This is a genomic window from Pseudoalteromonas sp. SG44-5 (genome assembly GCF_014164175.1).
GTDB lineage: Bacteria > Pseudomonadota > Gammaproteobacteria > Enterobacterales > Alteromonadaceae > Pseudoalteromonas > Pseudoalteromonas nigrifaciens.
Genome location: NZ_JACJES010000007.1, coordinates 25,331 through 43,064 on the forward strand (window position 1 = coordinate 25,331; position 17,734 = coordinate 43,064).

18 protein-coding genes are annotated in these 17,734 nt (G+C 40.2%); 3 read left to right on the forward strand and 15 right to left on the reverse strand.

Annotated features, from left to right (window positions below; all coding sequences use genetic code 11):
- Positions 1–75 precede the first annotated feature (75 nt).
- Entirely contained in the window at positions 76–810 is a 735-nt protein-coding gene (gene pgeF / locus H5079_RS09575; RefSeq protein WP_182683961.1) for a peptidoglycan editing factor PgeF, read from the reverse strand.
- Positions 810–1,787 (reverse strand): 23S rRNA pseudouridine(1911/1915/1917) synthase RluD, encoded by a 978-nt coding sequence (gene rluD / locus H5079_RS09580; RefSeq protein WP_011327623.1) that lies wholly within the window; start codon positions 1,785–1,787, stop codon positions 810–812. Before rluD ends, pgeF begins: the two co-directional genes overlap by 1 nt.
- A 141-nt stretch (positions 1,788–1,928) precedes the next feature.
- On the opposite strand from rluD, the gene H5079_RS09585 reads away from it, so the two are divergent.
- Positions 1,929–2,693: an outer membrane protein assembly factor BamD gene (locus H5079_RS09585; RefSeq protein ID WP_182678528.1), complete on the forward strand. Its 765-nt coding sequence runs from the start codon at positions 1,929–1,931 to the stop codon at positions 2,691–2,693.
- Between the two features lie 64 nt (positions 2,694–2,757).
- On the opposite strand, the gene glnB is transcribed toward H5079_RS09585, so the two are convergent.
- A complete protein-coding gene (glnB, locus tag H5079_RS09590) occupies positions 2,758–3,096 on the reverse strand; it encodes a nitrogen regulatory protein P-II (protein WP_011327621.1) in 339 nt (112 codons plus the stop codon).
- A 160-nt stretch (positions 3,097–3,256) separates the two neighbouring features.
- Here glnB and H5079_RS09595 point away from each other — a divergent pair, with 160 nt between their 5' ends.
- Positions 3,257–3,808, forward strand: a complete 552-nt coding sequence (locus H5079_RS09595; RefSeq protein ID WP_182683962.1) for a GspH/FimT family pseudopilin — start codon at positions 3,257–3,259, stop codon at positions 3,806–3,808.
- Between the two features lie 75 nt (positions 3,809–3,883).
- Positions 3,884–4,420: a GspH/FimT family pseudopilin gene (locus H5079_RS09600; protein ID WP_011327619.1), complete on the forward strand. Its 537-nt coding sequence runs from the start codon at positions 3,884–3,886 to the stop codon at positions 4,418–4,420.
- Here H5079_RS09600 and H5079_RS09605 read toward each other — a convergent pair whose 3' ends face one another.
- The 12 genes from H5079_RS09605 to ribF form a co-directional block, all read right to left on the reverse strand.
- The gene (locus H5079_RS09605; protein WP_011327618.1) at positions 4,421–4,831 is read right to left on the reverse strand and encodes a type IV pilin protein; all 411 of its coding nucleotides are present in this window, start codon (positions 4,829–4,831) and stop codon (positions 4,421–4,423) included.
- Positions 4,832–4,850: 19 nt separating this feature from the next.
- Positions 4,851–8,021: a pilus assembly protein gene (locus H5079_RS09610; RefSeq protein WP_182683963.1), complete on the reverse strand. Its 3,171-nt coding sequence runs from the start codon at positions 8,019–8,021 to the stop codon at positions 4,851–4,853.
- Between the two features lies 1 nt (position 8,022).
- Complete coding sequence (locus tag H5079_RS09615; protein ID WP_086993274.1) at positions 8,023–8,526, reverse strand: pilus assembly protein PilX; 504 nt, start codon at positions 8,524–8,526, stop codon at positions 8,023–8,025.
- Positions 8,514–9,509, reverse strand: a complete 996-nt coding sequence (locus tag H5079_RS09620; RefSeq protein ID WP_011327615.1) for a PilW family protein — start codon at positions 9,507–9,509, stop codon at positions 8,514–8,516. Before H5079_RS09620 ends, H5079_RS09615 begins: the two co-directional genes overlap by 13 nt.
- A gap of 1 nt (position 9,510) precedes the next feature.
- A complete protein-coding gene (gene pilV, locus H5079_RS09625; RefSeq protein WP_182683964.1) occupies positions 9,511–10,071 on the reverse strand; it encodes a type IV pilus modification protein PilV in 561 nt (186 codons plus the stop codon).
- Between the two features lie 142 nt (positions 10,072–10,213).
- Positions 10,214–10,915, reverse strand: coding sequence for a LytTR family DNA-binding domain-containing protein (locus H5079_RS09630; protein WP_182683965.1), 702 nt, complete (start codon positions 10,913–10,915; stop codon positions 10,214–10,216).
- A complete protein-coding gene (locus H5079_RS09635; protein WP_179807243.1) occupies positions 10,912–11,946 on the reverse strand; it encodes a sensor histidine kinase in 1,035 nt (344 codons plus the stop codon). Before H5079_RS09635 ends, H5079_RS09630 begins: the two co-directional genes overlap by 4 nt.
- 47 nt (positions 11,947–11,993) lie before the next feature.
- Positions 11,994–12,923 (reverse strand): 4-hydroxy-3-methylbut-2-enyl diphosphate reductase, encoded by a 930-nt coding sequence (ispH, locus tag H5079_RS09640; RefSeq protein ID WP_086997376.1) that lies wholly within the window; start codon positions 12,921–12,923, stop codon positions 11,994–11,996.
- Complete coding sequence (gene fkpB / locus H5079_RS09645) at positions 12,923–13,363, reverse strand: FKBP-type peptidyl-prolyl cis-trans isomerase (protein ID WP_011327610.1); 441 nt, start codon at positions 13,361–13,363, stop codon at positions 12,923–12,925. The genes ispH and fkpB overlap by 1 nt, the downstream gene beginning before the upstream one ends.
- Complete coding sequence (gene lspA, locus H5079_RS09650; protein ID WP_058372872.1) at positions 13,360–13,860, reverse strand: signal peptidase II; 501 nt, start codon at positions 13,858–13,860, stop codon at positions 13,360–13,362. The genes fkpB and lspA overlap by 4 nt, the downstream gene beginning before the upstream one ends.
- A 10-nt stretch (positions 13,861–13,870) precedes the next feature.
- On the reverse strand, positions 13,871–16,699 hold the full coding sequence (gene ileS / locus H5079_RS09655; protein WP_182683966.1) for an isoleucine--tRNA ligase: 2,829 nt from the start codon (positions 16,697–16,699) through the stop codon (positions 13,871–13,873).
- 29 nt (positions 16,700–16,728) lie between these two features.
- The gene (gene ribF / locus H5079_RS09660) at positions 16,729–17,655 is read right to left on the reverse strand and encodes a bifunctional riboflavin kinase/FAD synthetase (RefSeq protein WP_011327607.1); all 927 of its coding nucleotides are present in this window, start codon (positions 17,653–17,655) and stop codon (positions 16,729–16,731) included.
- Positions 17,656–17,734: the final 79 nt, after the last annotated feature.

Below are 17,734 nucleotides of genomic sequence, written 5' to 3' on the forward strand. Positions count from 1 at the left end.
TCATTGCTTAAATAATGGGTATGTTAGGGGGGTTGTTCAAGGTGTTGCAGAAAATATAATCATTATATTGATAAATTAGTTGCGCCAGATCAAACTTGCCATGCGTCCGGTTTGGCCGTCGCGTCGGTACGAAAAAAACTGTTCAGTTTGAGAAACCGTACAGTGCTCACCACCGGTAATATTTATAATCCCTAATTGACGCAATTGAATACGTGCAAGGTGATAAATATCGGCAAGGTACTTTTGGTTTGCACACGCTTTAAACGCTTTGGCAAACAAAGGGTTTTGGGCATTAAACAATGCAAACACCTCGCTACCTACCTCAAATTTATCAGCCCCTATTGCGGGACCTAACCAGGCACTTATTTCACTTTTTTTGGCATTAAAGCAGCTTAGCGTATTTTTAATTACACCTTGCTCTAATCCACGCCAACCAGCATGTATGGCAGCTACTTCTTTTCCATCTTTACTGGCAAGTAAAATGGGCAAGCAATCGGCGGTCATTATTGCCAAAGGCTGAGCAACGAGTTGTGTATATAGTGCATCTCCTTGATGGTGAGCGTTAAATTTAAATTGCCCATCAACAATGAGTACATCGCCACTATGAACTTGATCTATCCATACAGCACTATTTGGCAAATGCTTATCCAACAAAGCACGATTTTTTAATACCTGTTGTTTATTATCACCAACATGCAGCCCTAAATTTAAACTCTTAAACGGCGCTTCTGAAACACCGCCTACACGTGTGGTACTTAATGTACTCACACCTGTTATAGGGACTTGCCATGCTGCTGATAAAAACTGCATTATCTATCTATGTCAGGATTAGCTTTTGTGTCTTCACGCAGTGCCAGTGTCATAGCAACCATGTCATCTGGAATAGGTGCTTGCCATGTCATCATTTCACCCGTAATTGGGTGCGCAATACTTAATTTAACCGCATGTAATGCTTGGCGTTTAAAACTACGCAGCAATTCAAATAACTCAGGCGTTGCCCCTTTAGGTGGACGCGGACGGCCGCCATAAGACTGATCGCCAATAAGCGGATGATTTAAATAAGCCATATGCACACGTATTTGGTGAGTACGACCGGTTTCAAGGCGTAAACGTAAACGTGTATGAGCACGAAACTTTTCAGCAACACGGTAATGCGTAATGGCTGGCTTACCCTGTTCATGTACATCCATATGCGTACGTTGCGTTGCATGGCGGCCAATAGGCTTTTCAACCATACCACCAGCGGTCATTGTGCCATTGCAAAGCGCTTCGTATTCACGCGTGAAATTTTCACGTTTTTGCAGTGCGGTTACTAAATGCGTTTGTGCCGGAATAGTTTTAGCTACCACCATAAGGCCTGTAGTATCTTTATCTAATCGGTGCACAATACCCGCGCGAGGTACATTAATAATTTCTGGGTGGTAATGTAGCAATGCATTTAGCACTGTGCCATCTGGATTACCTGCACCAGGATGAACTACCAAGCCCATAGGTTTATTAATTACCAAAATATCATCATCTTCATAAACAATGTCTAATTTGATATCTTGCGCTATGTATTCACGAGGTGCTTCAATGGTTGTTTCAACATTAAGTACTTCACCACCAAGCAGTTTAGTGCGCGGTGTGTTGAATATTTCGCCATCAACGGTGATTTTATCATCCAAAATCCACGTTTTTATCCTTGATCGTGAATAATCAGGGAACAATTGTGCTAATACTTGGTCTAGACGTTTACCACCTAAATCGGTTGGAACGTCGGCTTGAAGAGAAATTTGCTCTGACATTAGTAATTTTACCCAATTTACCAGTGCAAGCTTTGCTCGACTGGGTTAGAATCGCTTTTAATAAAAGCATAATATAATACGCATAGTTTACTCGGTTTTACCGACTTGGCCTAGCCGTAGACAACGAAGGTAACAAATAAAATGATAAATAAAATAGGGAAACGTGCATTCGCCATTGTTTTTTCAGTTTCAGTGCTTAGTTTAGGTGCTTGTTCGTCGGCTCCTGACCAAGAAGACATTCAACGTGTACCTAATAAATCGGCTCACGCTTTGTATGAAGATGCCAAGCAAACTTTAGATTCTGGTTTATATGCACGCGCAATTGAACTTTTAAGTGCTATTGACTCTCGCTACCCGTTTGGCCCATTTTCTAAACAAGTACAAATGGATTTAGTCTATGCGCATTACCAATCGGGTAATACCGAGCAAGCACTAGCAACAATCGACCGTTTTATTCGCTTAAATCCAAATCATAAAGATTTAGACTACATGTATTACATGCGTGGATTAGTTAACATTAAAGCCGATAAAAACGCATTCCAAGAATATTTTGGTGTTGATAGAGCTGACCGCGATGCTAACCGTACACGTGTGGCCTTTACCGATTTATCAACCTTGGTTAAGCGTTTCCCACAAAGTGACTACGCCCCAGAGGCAAAACGTCGTTTAGTGTGGTTGTTAAACCGTATGGCAAGGTATGAGCTAAAAGTGGCCAATTACTATTATGAACGTGAAGCCTACTTAGCAGCTGCTAACCGCGGTAAGTTTGTAGTAGAACATTACTCTCAAAGCAGCTACTTAAACTCTGCACTTGAAATGATGGAAAAAAGCTACGATAAGCTAGGCTTAAGTGAGCTTAGCGAAGACGCTAAACAAACACGAATTTTTAACAGCAGAAATAAATAATTAATTAAAAAGGCGCTTACTAACTTGAGTAAGCGCCTTTTTAGCGTACTTGTTGTAATAAAGCTTAAATAGCTTCTTCATCTTCCTCTGCAGTACGAATACGCACAACACGCTCAACTTCAGTGACAAATATTTTACCATCACCAATTTTTCCTGTTTGTGCCGTTTTAATTATTACCTCAATTGCACGGTCAACATCATCATCGCCCAGTACAATATCTAATTTAACTTTAGGTAAAAAATCAACCATGTATTCCGCACCACGATACAACTCGGTATGGCCTTTTTGACGCCCAAACCCTTTAACTTCAGTTACTGTCATACCTGTAATGCCTACTTCTGATAGGGCTTCACGCACATCATCAAGCTTAAAAGGTTTAATGATTGCTTCTATTTTTTTCATATTAATTACTTTTTAAAGCTACAGTTGCCTCGATTTTAGACAATCACAAGGCTCATAGCAAACAAAGTGACTGTATTACGGTGATAAAACAATCTGTCATGCTATGATTATGCTAATAAAAATAGCTATACTAAAACAATAAGTAACCTACGGGATCAATATGAAAAAAACACAATACGGATTCACTTTACTAGAGCTGATGGTGACTGTGGCTATTGTAGGCATTATTGCCACCATTGCATTGTGGAACAGTAGCGACATGCTAGAGGAAAACCGCGCCGAGAACTTTCTATTAGAACTAAAACGTAATATTAGTTATGCACGCGCGCAAGCGGCAAGCACCGATGAAATAGTCGTTGTATGTCCTGCTTCTAGCGCTAATGTTGCAAGCAATCAGCCAACTTTAACTTGTCAAAGTCAATGGGGAGCGACGAGTAGTGTTATTTTATTTGTCGATGCTGATCGTGATGGCAACTACAAAAAAGATAATGATAGCCTATTGCGTGTAATGGAGGCCGTTTCTAGAAATGATAAAGTGGAATATAGCGGTAAAGTTAACAGCCTTCGTTTTAACACCAGTGGCCGCATTACCACAAGCCCTGGGGATTTTATATATTGCCCTAATAGCGATAACGAGAATAATAAAGCATTAACTGTATCTCAATCGGGCACTGCCTTTTACGTTGGAGACACCAACCTTAAGTGCAGTTAAAAACAAGCTCCATATTGTTATTTTTTGATTATTTACTAAACTAAAATAATCACCTCTCCATTTAAGGCTTCAGGGATGAAGTTAATAACATATTCAACTAAGCATAATGGTATAACCTTACTTGAGCTAATGGTAACAATTGCTATTGTGGCTATTATTAGCCAGCTTTCTATGTGGTTTTTTCCTGATTTTCTGGCACTAAACCGTGCTGATAATCAAGTAAACTTATTACATCGCAATATAAACTATGCTCGCCTTTACGCCATAGAAAACAGTACATACGTTACTTTATGCGCGTTAAAAAACAATGAATGTCAAGAAGGTGATTGGGAGGAGCAAATATCGTTATTTATCGATAACGATAAATCTACTTCTCTTAATAACGATGAGCTAATGCTAAGCACCTTTGAACACACCCATGAGTTTGATAGCTTAGAGTACCCCCGAGAGGCACTTACTTTTAGGCCCGATGGCTCATTAAACGGTTTTCAAAATGGGACTTTTATATATTGCCCTAATAGCGATAAAGCCAATCTGGAAGGATTGGCTTTATCTGTAAGTCAAACTGGTAGAATTCGTATTAAATCAACTGATAAATGCCAGAAGAAATAGCTACCTTCCCCAACAGTAATCTACATCGCCACTGCCAGTTTTTCCTTTAAGCCCAGTGTCGGTAATCCATATTTCTTTACAATTATTGTCCCCTTTCACCGAGCCTGCAATGGGCTTTGCTGTGATTGTAAAAGTATTTTTATCAACGACTTTAATCGTTAATTCAAAATGCCCATTCTCTGTTTTACTTTGAATCCCTAAATCACTCGCTAATTCTGTATATTCTCTGTTATCTACAAAGTACTGCTCTTGCTTATTAGCTGCATCTAATAATGCAGCAACTGCCTCTGCACGCGAAGCACGCTTCACATACTCTGTATAATTAGGCAATGCAATTGCTGCAAGTATACCGACGATAGCAACTGCTATCATCAGCTCAATTAAGGTAAATCCATGTTGCTTTTTATTCATTTAAACACCCTTAATCATCTTAATTAGATTTGATTTCGTCGTTTTCTTCGCGCTTATAAATGTAAGTTTGCTGGGTTTTAAAACCAAAACCGACAGACTCCTTATTTACTAATTGTATTTTTCCGTCTACTACTTTTAACCCCGGCCCAATAACATCCACTGGTCTCATTGGGTTTTGAGCATCTTTACCTTTTATACCCGGGCCAATTAAATAAAATTGGCTTTCCTGTTTTACATCAACGGTCGGGTTATCGTCACATTTACCATCACCATTGCCATCAGCACACGATGGTCCTTCACCAAAGTACAGTTGCGGGGTATCGGGTACGTCATAACTGGTCAAAAATTTCAGCTCGTCGTATACCTTAGTACCATAAAGTAAGTGAAACGCATACAGTGAGCCTCCACCACCACTAAGTGAACACTGGTTTACTGTTGCTGTATCTGAAGCCGGAGTAAACGAGGTAAAATAAGCCACTCCACCCACAACTGTAGCTGCGGCAAGTGATTTTTCACCGGTTGCTAATTCATACCGCCAACCTTTAACTTTAGCTAAATCAGCCTCTAGTTCAATAAACCCATCTACATCGTCTAATAAATTACCAAATGGGTCGCTATTCATCAGCATTAAATCAGATGCCTTGATTGTTGCTGGTGCCCCTGTTTTAAATGACTTAGTCACTGTATTTTCATCTCGAATCATAAATAACTGATCTTGCTCATTAGTATCAGTCGGTTTAGAGCGATTACCACTACCTATAACTATGGCATCGTAAGGCGTATCTAAGCGCGTGGTAACTACTTCCCCTTTTTTGACGGTAGTTTGAGTCACTTTACTAAACATAGTGCGCGCAACTAATGGCTTGTAAAAAAAGCGCCTATCTTGAGTGGCACTTGTACTACCTAGCTCAGCTAATTTAAAATGACTGAACTCACTAGTATCACTGCCCGGCATATCAATCCGCCAAATATTACCACCTGTATCTGACGCATAAATTCTATCTATATAGCCGTCATAATCAGAGTCGAGTGTGGTTAAATCGGCTGCAATACTGTGCTTGCCTGTAAAGCCATTTTCACCGGGTGTTAATGCCCAAACTTTTTTACCTGTTTTAGCTTCAACAATATAAATACCGCGGCCAGTCTTATCCTCACTACGAATAGCAGCATCTTTATTTGTATCGTAACCAGCACCAAATACAAGCAGAGGCTTATCGCCAAATGCTTTTATGTAGGCTATTTGTGGTTTAGACCAACTTTGAGCAAGTTCAGTAAAGTCACCTTTCCCGCCTTCAATTGGTTTATCCCAGAGTTTTTTCGGAGCATTTGGTGCTGTAATATCTAGTGCATAGTAGTTTTTACCACCACGGCGCATTCCTGCAAAAGCCCATACTTCATCGCCTTTGCTTGCATCTATAATGCCGTCATTTAATCCTTCACCGTTTAAACTTTTATTACTAAAATAAACACTGATTGCTCCATCCATGCCATAAACTTTAGTTTCAGCCTGGTTTTCACGCAGTGGTTTAATAATCTTGTATAATGCAGAGGGAATAAACGCCCAACTCTCACTCACTGTATTTCCTGCGTCTTTAAACATATGTAAAAAGCCAGCATTGGTGCCAATAAGCAAACGAACGTCATCATTACCGTAATCAATTGCTACAGGTTTAGAGTGCAGCGGATCGCCAAAAATATCTTGTCGTTGGTCTTGCTTTGAGCCGTCTCTGTCCTCATCATCAACATCAACCCCAATCGCCCATTTTATGTCATCACTTGCTAAGCTAAGTGTATTATCCGGAGTCGTATTAAGAATATCACTTACCACTGTAGGGCTAAATTTAACAAGCGCTCCTTGGTTCTCGGTATATAGGTTACGGCTTTGGGTATCTAAAGTAGTTAAATGTAAATTAACCCCACCCTGCGCTACTGCATTACCATCAGCAGGCTGATTACTTGGCAGCCAGAACGTTTTTGCATCTTTGCTAATTAAGCCATTATCATCCAGCGCTCCCTTAGCCTTTGAATCAACTATTTGATCACCCGAAACTTTCAACTTTTTTAAATTACCACGCCAGCGCGCACCGGTTTCGGGATAAAACATCGCAAAGTAAATCGCATCGCGGCTACGGGTTTGATCTACGTTGTTACTCGCTACAGAAGGCGATGAAAAGCTGTCGTTCACTTCTCGAATGCGCGAAATTGTATTTTTAAGTGCATCAGACAACTGCGCAGCAGTATTTGCATGCAAATATTGACCACCGCCATAGTCAGCAGTTTCAGTAAGTAAATTTTTACCCGAATTACTCATACCTGTACCAAAGCCAATAGGAAATACACGGCCTATATCAAGTACATTCTTAGTGTTTTTATATAAATCGACTTCCACATCATCAGTACCATGAATTATTTTAGCTAGGGCTGCTAAATAACTATTACTAACAATAGGTGGGTTTTCAGAAAAATAGTCGCGATGAAGATAGTAAATATCATTATTTCTGTTGGAGTCATTACTTGGGTCTCCATCAGTCATTAATATAATATTAATACTGTTATCACATCTAAGTGGCTCCCCCGTAACAGGGACAAACGGCGAATTATAATACCCAGAGGATTCGGCTGTTTTGTCTCGGTCATTTGTATTATTACCGTAATATACTTTTTGGCCTGTTATGTATAAATAAGCTTCCCATAATGTTTCAGTCAAAGGCGTTGCACCGTTTGCAGGTAACTCTTCTATTTTCTCTAGCAAGGATTTTTTGTCGGCCCCTACTCTTGCTAAAACATAACCACCGTTATCCCCATTAAAGCGCATTAAGCCAAATTCAATATCTTCGTTATCATTTACTAATTGTTTAATCGCATTTTGTGCAACTTTCAATCTGCTATCACTGCATGTTGCTTCATAATTATAGTAAGAAGATCTCTTATAGCATTGCTCATTTCGATTGTAGCTGTTTTTACTTTGAAAACAGTCAACTTCGTAATAGCGATTACCACTTCTCATATAGCAAGCGTCACCATCACTCACATCCCAAGCCATACTGCCAGAAGTATCAAAAATCATCATGACTCGAGGCTTTTCTTTTGTTTCAACATTATGATTTACATAAAGCTCAATATCTTCAGCGCTTGCTGACATACTAATAGTTAAAACTATTAGTGAGGCTATGACTGCATTAAACTTCATTTTAAATCCCCTTACCTGTGCTAGCCATTTCTTGGGCTACACCAGTAACTATGGTTAGTTGATGCTTACTTTTTGAGCCATATTCTATAGTGGTAGCTACTTGCACCATATTGCAGGATACTCCTGCGGTAAAATTAAATCGGCGCGGGCATTCTAAATTGAGCGCCCCTTTATTTAAGTTAATCATTTTACTTTGCATGTCATTATGCTTAGCTATTACCATGCCACTCTCATCGCCTGATGCAATGCTGGTTACTTCGTCTGGGGTTAAAAAAAACTGATTGCCTGCCCCCTTATTTGCTTCACCCGAAATCATCCGCTGCACTTCGCCAATCAACTCATTTTCAGCAACTTCACGCTCTTGAGCTGCATTGGTGATTTTAATATCTATAGTGCTACTACTCATTAATGTTACAGCGATGCCTGTTACAGCTATTACCATTATCAATGCTGTAATAAGCACTACACCCCGCTGTTTATTCGGTATATTTTTTAAATGCGCCATAAGTTAGCCCCCACATTATTTAAACGAATAGTGGTAGTAAATACCGTACGTCTGTAATTATCGGTAAATGTTAGCTCTCGTTTATCGCTATCTTCACCCAGTATATATTTTTGATTTTTAATTTTAACTCCAGGATCGGGTTGCAATGCTCTAATCAATAAAAATAATTGTACGGTTAAAATGCCTTTTCGATTTTCCCAATCAGTGGAAGTCATGTCGTTAATGCTGCGGTAAGTATCTACTCGGCTATCATTGGTAGTGTCTAAACCAAATACAAAACGCATGTTTTCAACCCCTTCCATAATAGTCTCTGCTCTTACCTCGTCCGCTACTAAACGCTCTCTCATTAACGCTGGTACAGTCAAGCTTTGATTATTTACTGTATATGTTTGCTCAGTAATATAATAAGTATGATGGCTATAAGGCCATACTGTCGCATTTGTATTTAATGTACTTTGATCAACAACTCCGCGTACAAATTGTGCTTGCTCTTGTTCGGCAATAAAGTAGTTTTGATTTATTTGTGTTTCATTAGTCCCTGCCTCTACCGTAAGCTGATTTCCTTGCAAAAATTTAAGCTGAAGAATATCGGTTTTTTTTATCGGGTTATTAATGCAATTCAGTTCTTTTGTACCATCAGCCGTTTTAGCATATATAGTTCTAAAATTACTGCTGCTGGCTAAATCTGGAAAGCTGCCGTTATTTAAGCCTTCAAAACAATCGTTTGTTGGAGCTGGTAAAGTTGATGTGTTTCCAGCTGTAAATGAATCTTCATAATAGGTTCCCCAAAAACCAATTTGCTCAATATCGCGCTGCATTATATTAATTGCTAAGCGCCCTGACTCTTGTAGTTCGCCTATGGTCATGGTGTCTTTAGTAGTTACTTTCATACCAATATAAGTAAACATAACGCCACCGAGTACTAACCCACCTATAAATAGCGAAATCATTACTTCTATGAGCGTAAAACCTGTTTGTTTCATGCTAGCTCCTCACATAAATATAGCTAGTTAATACCACTAATCGACGCTTTTTATCTGCAGTACCACAGCTAACATCTCCTGTTGCATCACTTGCTTTAAACTCTTGACGACCTTGCCAGGAGATTACTACCTCTAAATTAAATGCTTTACCGCCAGTGCCGGCCACTCCTGCCGGGTTTATACACACAGTCGCATCATCTAATGAGCCGGTATTTTCACGAGCACGAATGGCGCGTTTCCACTGTTCAATATCGAGTAACGCTATTTGCGCCGCAGTGCATGAACCGGAAAAACACGTAGTTGACGACGCTATTGGCGTTTCACTGGTTAATGTTTGTTTATAATGAGTAGCTAACTGAGGACTGTCGTTGGCTCGAATGCGCTGAATAATGTCGTTACCTAAAGCCACAGCGGCGGCGCGCTGCATAGAGTCAAAACTGGCTTGTTTGGCTTTTGCTTGCAGTGCAACGGCGCCTAACAAACCAAAGCTGAGGATGATAAAAGCAATAAGTACTTCTATTAAAGTGAAGCCTTTGCGTCGCTTAATTGGGTGTGAATGCATAATAAAACCAAATAAATATTATCTAATTATAAGTGTATGCAAATAAAATATAGATTCAAGAACTACTAAGACTAACGGTTGATTTTGTTGATAAACGGTTAATAAACACTGTTTTTGCCAAAATAGCTTTATAGTAAATGAGTTAACACAAGGTAGATTTAACTGTTTTTAGCTCGCGGCGACTAACCGCTAACAGCTCTTGGCAATTTTGTAGTTCAATAGCATGGCTACCGCTACTTAGTGAGTGCAGAGCAACCACCTTATTTTTATTTACTAACGTATTGCGGTGTACTCTTAAAACATGTGTGGGATAAAGGGTTTCTAATTGTTTTAAACTTTGCTCTATAAGCGCACTGCCCCCTTTAAATACCATTTTTGTATATTTTTCTTCAGCAGCAAAATAATAAATATACTCCATTTCTATACTTTTTAATGTGCCCGCGAGCTGATACGTAATTTTTGTTGTTTGTTGTTTTTGTATATGTACTTTATTTAAGCGCCCAAGTTGTTCAACTACTTTTTGTAATGATTGCGCCGATACAGGTTTTACTAAATAACCCGCCGCATTTAATTGCAATGCGTCTAGCGCGTGCTCAGGGTGGGCGGTAATAAATACTATGGCGGGTGGAACTGCAAGTTTGTTAAGCTCACTTGCTACCTCCAAGCCATTAATACCCGGCATATCAACATCTAAAAACACTAAGTCAGGCTGGTTTACTTTACTTAACGCAAGTGCTTCTGTGCCATTGCTCGCTTCATTTTGTACAACTATATTTTGAGCCGCCAATAAACGTACTAAACGCGCTCTAGCTAAGGGTTCATCATCAACAATAATTACATTCATAATTGACTCTCAATATGTTTAGGGATCACTACTTTCACTCTAAATACGCCATTTTTATTAGCAATAGTGAGCTGCGCTTTACCCTTGTAATAAATATTAAGTCGTTGGCGAATATTTTCCAGCGCCATGCCGTTACTTGGCCGAGTATTTGTGGTTGCCACGGCTATTGGGTTAGTGACTATAATAGTTAAATAGCCACTTGTAACATGCAGCTCAACTTTAATGACAGCGCCTGTTTCGCTAGGCTCTACGCCATGGCACACGGCATTTTCAATTAAAGGCTGCAAAGTTAAACAGGGAATATTAAGCGCGGGAAGCTCATTGGGTATTTGCCAATCGAGCTTTAAGCGGTTACCAAAACGCCATGCTTCTAGTGCAACATATTGCTTGCTAAGGGTTATTTCGTCCTCTAATGGCACACTTTGCCCTGAGCGCATTGCCGCTTGAGATAAGGCAGCTAAGGCTAAAATAGCCTGCTCAGCTGCGGTTGCATCATGATGGGTAAGCTCTGCAGCGGTATTTAAACTGTTATATAAAAAGTGTGGGCGAATACGTGCTTGTAATGCATCAAGCTCTGCGCGGGCAAGCGCTTTAGTTTGCTGCTCTTTTTCAAAATAAATTAATAAAAACTGGACGAATAAAGCAGTCAGTAAAGCCACTATAATACAATTACGAAGTATGAAATAAATTAGGCTATTTGTATCATCTATATCAAAAGCAAAATGAGAAAATAAAATACTAAAAATGCATGTAGATAATAAAAAAAAGACAAAAAACAAACTTAACTGAAAAGTTTGAGTACGTTTTTGTAAAAAAAATCTACAGAAGTATAAAGAAGAGGTACTGACTAACACTATTAAGTGTAAAAATAAGCTTATTATTCCAAGACGAAGCCAAATATCATCTTCTACATTGGGTGCAAAAGCCAGAACAATAGCAACAACTTGCGATACAACTAACGAGGCAAGTACGCCTCGTTCATTAAAAAGAGCCGAAAAAAGCAACCCATCCACTTGTGGCGATTTGCTCATAACGGCTCCCTTTTAAGCTAATTAATTAGATATATATTTAATTCAGATTAGCGCAGCTCAATAGGAACAGCAAATACAATGTTCTCTTCTTCGCCAGGATTTTCAGTAACTTGATTGCCACCAAGTTCTTTTAAGCGGGTTATAACCTGTTGCACTAACACTTCAGGTGCTGATGCTCCTGCGGTTACCCCAACAGCATTAATACCAGTAAACCATGACTCTTGCACGTTTGTGGCATCGTCAATTAAATAAGCTTTAGTGCCCATTTTATCGGCAAGTTCACGCAAACGATTTGAGTTCGAGCTGTTTTTAGCGCCAACCACTAACAATACGTCTACTTTATCGGCTAAGTCGCGAACGGCATCTTGACGATTTTGCGTTGCATAACAAATATCATCTTTGCGCGGCCCATCAATAGCAGGGAACTTAGCGCGCAGCGCATCAATTACATCAGCAGTATCATCTACCGAGAGCGTTGTTTGACTGCAGTAAAATAAGTTGTCAGCATTTTTTACATTCAACTTAGCTACGTCTTCTACAGTTTCTACCAGGTAAATACCGCCCTCGTCATTGCCATACTGCCCCATGGTGCCCTCAACTTCTGGGTGTCCTTGGTGGCCAATTAAAATACACTCTATGCCTTTGCGGCTCGCACGGGTTACTTCCATATGTACTTTAGTAACCAGTGGGCAGGTCGCATCAAATATTTTTAAGTCACGACGCTTTGCTTCGGTGCGTACCGCTTGCGATACGCCATGCGCACTAAATATAACTATGCTGTCGTCAGGTATCTGATCAAGCTCTTCGACAAATACCGCACCGCGGCTTTTTAAGCCGTCAACCACATAGCGGTTATGCACCACTTCGTGGCGTACGTAAATTGGCTTTTCAAAAATATCTAAAGCGCGCTCAACAATACTAATAGCGCGATCAACCCCTGCGCAAAAGCCTCGTGGGTTGGCTAGTAATATTTCCATTAACCTTGCACCTCAATAATATCTACTTCAAAGGTTAAACGCTGACCCGCTAACGGATGATTAAAATCAATCGTTACCGACTCGCCTTGCACTTCGCGCACTAACCCCGGAAGCTCGGTACCGTCAGGCTGAGTAAACGCTATTATAGCGCCTACTTTAGCTGGGGTTTCTGGGCCAAATTTACTGCGATCAACATAGTAAATGTTATCTGGATTTGGCTGACCAAATGCATCTTCTGGTTCTAGCTCAAAGGTTTTGCTCTCACCTGCGTTTAAGCCTAATAAGCACTTTTCAAAGTTAGCTGTTAAGCTACCATCGCCCATAGTTAATTTAGCAGGCTTGTTATGCACTTTGGTTGAGTCGGCAGCAGAGCCATCTTCTAACTTAATAGAAAAATGAAAAATAACCTGTGAGTTTTCACCAATTACAGCTTGGCTCATGCTTTATGCTCCTTCGGACTTTCGCCTGTAAAGGCGTCAAATAATAATAATGCTGCACCAATGCAAATAGCGCAATCTGCAACATTAAATACCGGAAAATGTGAGTTTTCATAAAATACGTGTATAAAGTCAATTACATAACCGTATGCAATACGGTCGTATAAGTTACCAATTGCACCGGCAAGTACCAATGAATAGGCAGCGCATAATACTTTATTAGTTGCTGGCAGGCGCTTTAACCACCACACAAGCAATCCACTAATAGCAATTGCAATAGCACTTAAAAACCAACGTTGCCAACCACCCGCATCACTTAAAAAACTATAAGCTGCACCGTAGTTATGTACATAAGTAATACTAAAAACAGGCAGTAAATTAATCGACTCTTGATAAGCCATACTACTTACAACAAGTGTTTTACTAGCAAAGTCTACTACTAACAGCAGTAGACTTAACCATAGCCACACTAAACCACTTTTTTGGGCTAGTTTGCTCACTAATTAACTCCTAAGCGAATTGACGTTGCTCGCCTTCACCGTCAACATTGCTTACACAGCGACCACAAATTTCAGGGTGAGCAGGCTCAACACCTACATCAGCGCTATAATGCCAACAACGCTCACACTTTTGTGCGTCGGTTGCAGCAACACTAATATAAAGACCATCAATTTCGGTAGTTTGTGTATCTGCCGGCTGGCTATCAACTTCGGTTACGTTTACTGCAGATGTTAAAAATACAAAACGCAGCTCGTCGCCAAGTGCTAATAATTTAGCTGCGAGCGCTTTGCCTGTATATAAATTAACAGTTGCTTGGAGCGTTGCACCAATCACTTCTTCTTTACGTGCAGCTTCTAATAGGCGGTTTACTTCATCGCGCACTGTTAGAATTTCTAACCAATCATCGTTACTAAATTGGCTGTTAGTAGGAGCTTGTAAGCCTTCGTACCAGGTTGATGTAAATACGTAGTCACTACGCTCACCCGGTAATGCTTCCCAAATTTCTTGAGCAGTAAAGCTCATAATTGGTGCCATCCAACGCGTCATTGCTTCAGCAATATGGTACAGCGCTGTTTGACAAGAACGACGTGCGTGGCTGTCACTCTTAGCTGTGTATTGGCGGTCTTTAATTACGTCTAAATAGAACGAGCCAAGCTCACCGGTACAAAAGTTCATTAGCTTTTGCGTTACTAACAGCATTTGGTAGCTATCGTAGGCAGCTAAAATTTCTGTTTGTAATTGTGCTGCACGGCCAACAATCCACTTATCAAGCTCAACCATATCATTAACAGCTACTTGATCTGTTTTTGGATCAAAGCCATTTAGGTTAGCTAATAAGTAACGACTAGTGTTACGAATTCGGCGGTAACGATCTGCTGAGCGGTTAAATATTTCATCCGATACCGTCATTTCTGCGGTGTAATCGGTAGAGGCAACCCACAAGCGTAAAATATCGGCGCCTAGTTTATTCATCACATTTTGTGGTGAAATAACATTACCTAACGACTTAGACATTTTACGACCGTTTTCATCAACGGTAAAACCATGAGTAAGTACTTGGCGGTATGGTGCATGGCCGTTAATAGCGACCGATGTCATCATAGACGACATAAACCAACCACGATGCTGATCAGAACCTTCAAGGTATAAATCGGCAGGACCAGTTAAGTCTTCACGCGCATCAACAACACACGCATGCGATACGCCCGAGTCAAACCATACATCGAGAGTGTCTTGCACTTTCATGTATTGCTTAGCATCTTCTTCACCTAACAGTGTCGCTGGGTCTAAATCGTACCATGCTTGAATACCTGACTTTTCAACCAATTGGGCTGCTTGTTCAATTAACTCTTGCGTATTTGGATGAATAGCACCGGTGTCTTTATCAGCAAACAATGCAATTGGTACACCCCAAGTACGTTGGCGTGATATACACCAATCTGGACGGCCCTCAACCATGTTTGCAATGCGGCTTTCGCCCCACTCTGGTAACCACTGCGTGTTTTTAATTTCGTTTAATGAATCTTGACGCAAATTAGCCTGATCCATACTAATAAACCACTGTGGTGTAGCACGGAAAATAATTGGCGTTTTATGACGCCAGCAATGTGGGTAACTATGCGTAATAGCATGGTGATGCATTAATGCGCCATGCTCTTTAAGCACTTCAACAATGCTCGCGTTAGCTTTAAACACATGCTGACCGGCAAATAACTCAGTGCCTGGTAAGTACACACCATTTGCGCCAACCGGGTTAGCCACTTCTAGTTTGTATTCAAGTCCAGCCACGAAATCTTCTTGACCATGCCCTGGAGCAGTATGTACAACACCCGTACCTGAGTCAGTCGTAACATGTTCAGCTACAATTACAGGAACACTAAAGTCGTAAAAAGGGTGTGCTACTTGTAAATTTTCAAGCGCCGCGCCTTTAACGTAACCTAATACATGAAAGTTATTAAAACCAAAACGGTCCATGGCATCTTTAACGAGCTCAGAGCCTAAAATTAAGCGTTGCTGCTTACCTTCGTCATCAACTTGTACTAGTGCATATTCTAATTCTGCATGTACTGCTACTGCGCGGTTAGCAGGCAGCGTCCACGGAGTGGTAGTCCAAATAACAGTACCAACTTTACCTGTACCTTTATGACCATCAGCTAAATCAAACGCACTTACTACTGCGTCTTGGTCGTTAAAAATAAAGCGTACGTCTATTGCTGGTGATTGCTTATCTTGGTATTCAACTTCGGCTTCGGCTAAAGCAGAACCACAATCTGTACACCAATGCACAGGCTTAGCGCCTTTATGTAAATGGCCTTTTTCAATAATACGACCAAGTACACGAATAGCATTCGCTTCAAAGTCAAAGTTCATGGTTAAGTAAGGCTTATCCCAATCGGCAAATACACCTAAACGTTTAAAGTCGACCTTTTGACCTTCAACTTGCTTTTTAGCGTATGCACGGCACTTTTCGCGAAACTCGCTCGCGGTTACTTTAACGCCTGGCTTGCCAACTTTTTTCTCAACCATTAACTCTATTGGTAAACCATGACAATCCCAACCAGGTACTAATGGCGAGTCAAAGTCAGATAAGGTTTTAGACTTAACAATAATATCTTTTAATATTTTATTTACTGAATGGCCTAAATGGATATCGCCGTTTGCATACGGAGGTCCATCATGCAAAATAAAGGTTTTTTTACCTTTTTTAGCACTGCGAATTTGACCATATAGGTCGTCTTCATACCATGCTTTTAGCATTTTTGGTTCACGTTGTGCCAAATTGCCACGCATTGGAAACGGTGTTTCCGGTAAGTTCAAAGTATGTTTATAGTCGCTCATTAATCCTACATTCCGTATCTATCGGCTACCTAATTTAAACCAAAACACTGCTTAGCGGCGGCAACGTCAGTTGCTATTTGCGCCGTTAATTGTGTTAATGTCTCGAATTTTTTCTCATCGCGGAGTTTTTTAATCAACTCCACATGCATAAATTGTCCATAAATGTCTTGTGCAAAATCAAAAAGATGAACTTCTAATAAGGCACGAGTTCCATTAAAGGTGGGCTTATTGCCTATATTAGCAACCCCATAAACTTGTTTCCCTGCTATGGTTGCTTGCACAGCAAACACCCCATTTACCGGGCAAACTTGACGTTTAAGCGCTATATTTGCGGTTCTAAAACCCAGCTCTCGGCCACGTTTCCAACCATGTATAACACGCCCTGAAATGGCATAGTTGTGACCAAGCATTACCTTTGCAGTGCTTAAATCACCAGCGGCAAGCGCTTCACGAATTAAAGTACTGCTTACTCTAGCATTTAATTGGCGAAAACTCGCGGTGCTTTTAACATCCATGCTCGCTTGTTTGCCCATACTTACTAGTAAGTCAAAATTACCTTGTCGCTGCTTGCCAAATCTAAAATCATCACCAACCGTTAATGCTTTAACGCCTAGCTTTTTAATTAAAATATCACTAACAAATTGCTCTGCATGCATATTTGCAAATTGCTGATTAAAGCTAATACAAATAACTCGTTCAATACCTAACTCGCTGAGCAATAGCAGTTTATCTCGTAAGCGAGTTAAACGCGCTGGCGCATTACTTTTAGCAAAAAACTCTTGTGGTTGAGGCTCAAACAACATTACCGTACTAGGTAAATTATTTGCTTTAGCATCAATAAGTAAGCCTTTTAATACTTCAGCATGACCTAAGTGAACACCATCAAAATTACCAATAGTAAGCACACAACCAAAATGTTGTGAGCGAATATTGTGTATACCTCTAATTAACTCCATGCCACCCAATGCCTTTTTAAGCGAGTTATTAATTCACAACTCAAAATTGAATGAAGTTGCAGAGTTGCCGATTATAATC

Bases quoted from the DNA above. Each gene is read 5' to 3' on its own strand.
- glnB (WP_011327621.1), bottom strand. From the start codon at position 3,096: ATGAAAAAAATAGAAGCAATCATTAAACCTTTTAAGCTTGATGATGTG.
- pilV (WP_182683964.1), bottom strand. From the start codon at position 10,071: ATGCATTCACACCCAATTAAGCGACGCAAAGGCTTCACTTTAATAGAA.
- fkpB (WP_011327610.1), bottom strand. From the start codon at position 13,363: ATGAGCCAAGCTGTAATTGGTGAAAACTCACAGGTTATTTTTCATTTT.
- ileS (WP_182683966.1), bottom strand. From the start codon at position 16,699: ATGAGCGACTATAAACATACTTTGAACTTACCGGAAACACCGTTTCCA.
- pgeF (WP_182683961.1), bottom strand. From the start codon at position 810: ATGCAGTTTTTATCAGCAGCATGGCAAGTCCCTATAACAGGTGTGAGT.
- H5079_RS09635 (WP_179807243.1), bottom strand. From the start codon at position 11,946: ATGAGCAAATCGCCACAAGTGGATGGGTTGCTTTTTTCGGCTCTTTTT.
- H5079_RS09595 (WP_182683962.1), top strand. From the start codon at position 3,257: ATGAAAAAAACACAATACGGATTCACTTTACTAGAGCTGATGGTGACT.
- H5079_RS09600 (WP_011327619.1), top strand. From the start codon at position 3,884: ATGAAGTTAATAACATATTCAACTAAGCATAATGGTATAACCTTACTT.
- H5079_RS09585 (WP_182678528.1), top strand. From the start codon at position 1,929: ATGATAAATAAAATAGGGAAACGTGCATTCGCCATTGTTTTTTCAGTT.
- ispH (WP_086997376.1), bottom strand. From the start codon at position 12,923: ATGGAAATATTACTAGCCAACCCACGAGGCTTTTGCGCAGGGGTTGAT.
- rluD (WP_011327623.1), bottom strand. From the start codon at position 1,787: ATGTCAGAGCAAATTTCTCTTCAAGCCGACGTTCCAACCGATTTAGGT.
- H5079_RS09620 (WP_011327615.1), bottom strand. From the start codon at position 9,509: ATGAAACAAACAGGTTTTACGCTCATAGAAGTAATGATTTCGCTATTT.
- ribF (WP_011327607.1), bottom strand. From the start codon at position 17,655: ATGGAGTTAATTAGAGGTATACACAATATTCGCTCACAACATTTTGGT.
- H5079_RS09610 (WP_182683963.1), bottom strand. From the start codon at position 8,021: ATGAAGTTTAATGCAGTCATAGCCTCACTAATAGTTTTAACTATTAGT.
- H5079_RS09605 (WP_011327618.1), bottom strand. From the start codon at position 4,831: ATGAATAAAAAGCAACATGGATTTACCTTAATTGAGCTGATGATAGCA.
- H5079_RS09630 (WP_182683965.1), bottom strand. From the start codon at position 10,915: ATGAATGTAATTATTGTTGATGATGAACCCTTAGCTAGAGCGCGTTTA.
- H5079_RS09615 (WP_086993274.1), bottom strand. From the start codon at position 8,526: ATGGCGCATTTAAAAAATATACCGAATAAACAGCGGGGTGTAGTGCTT.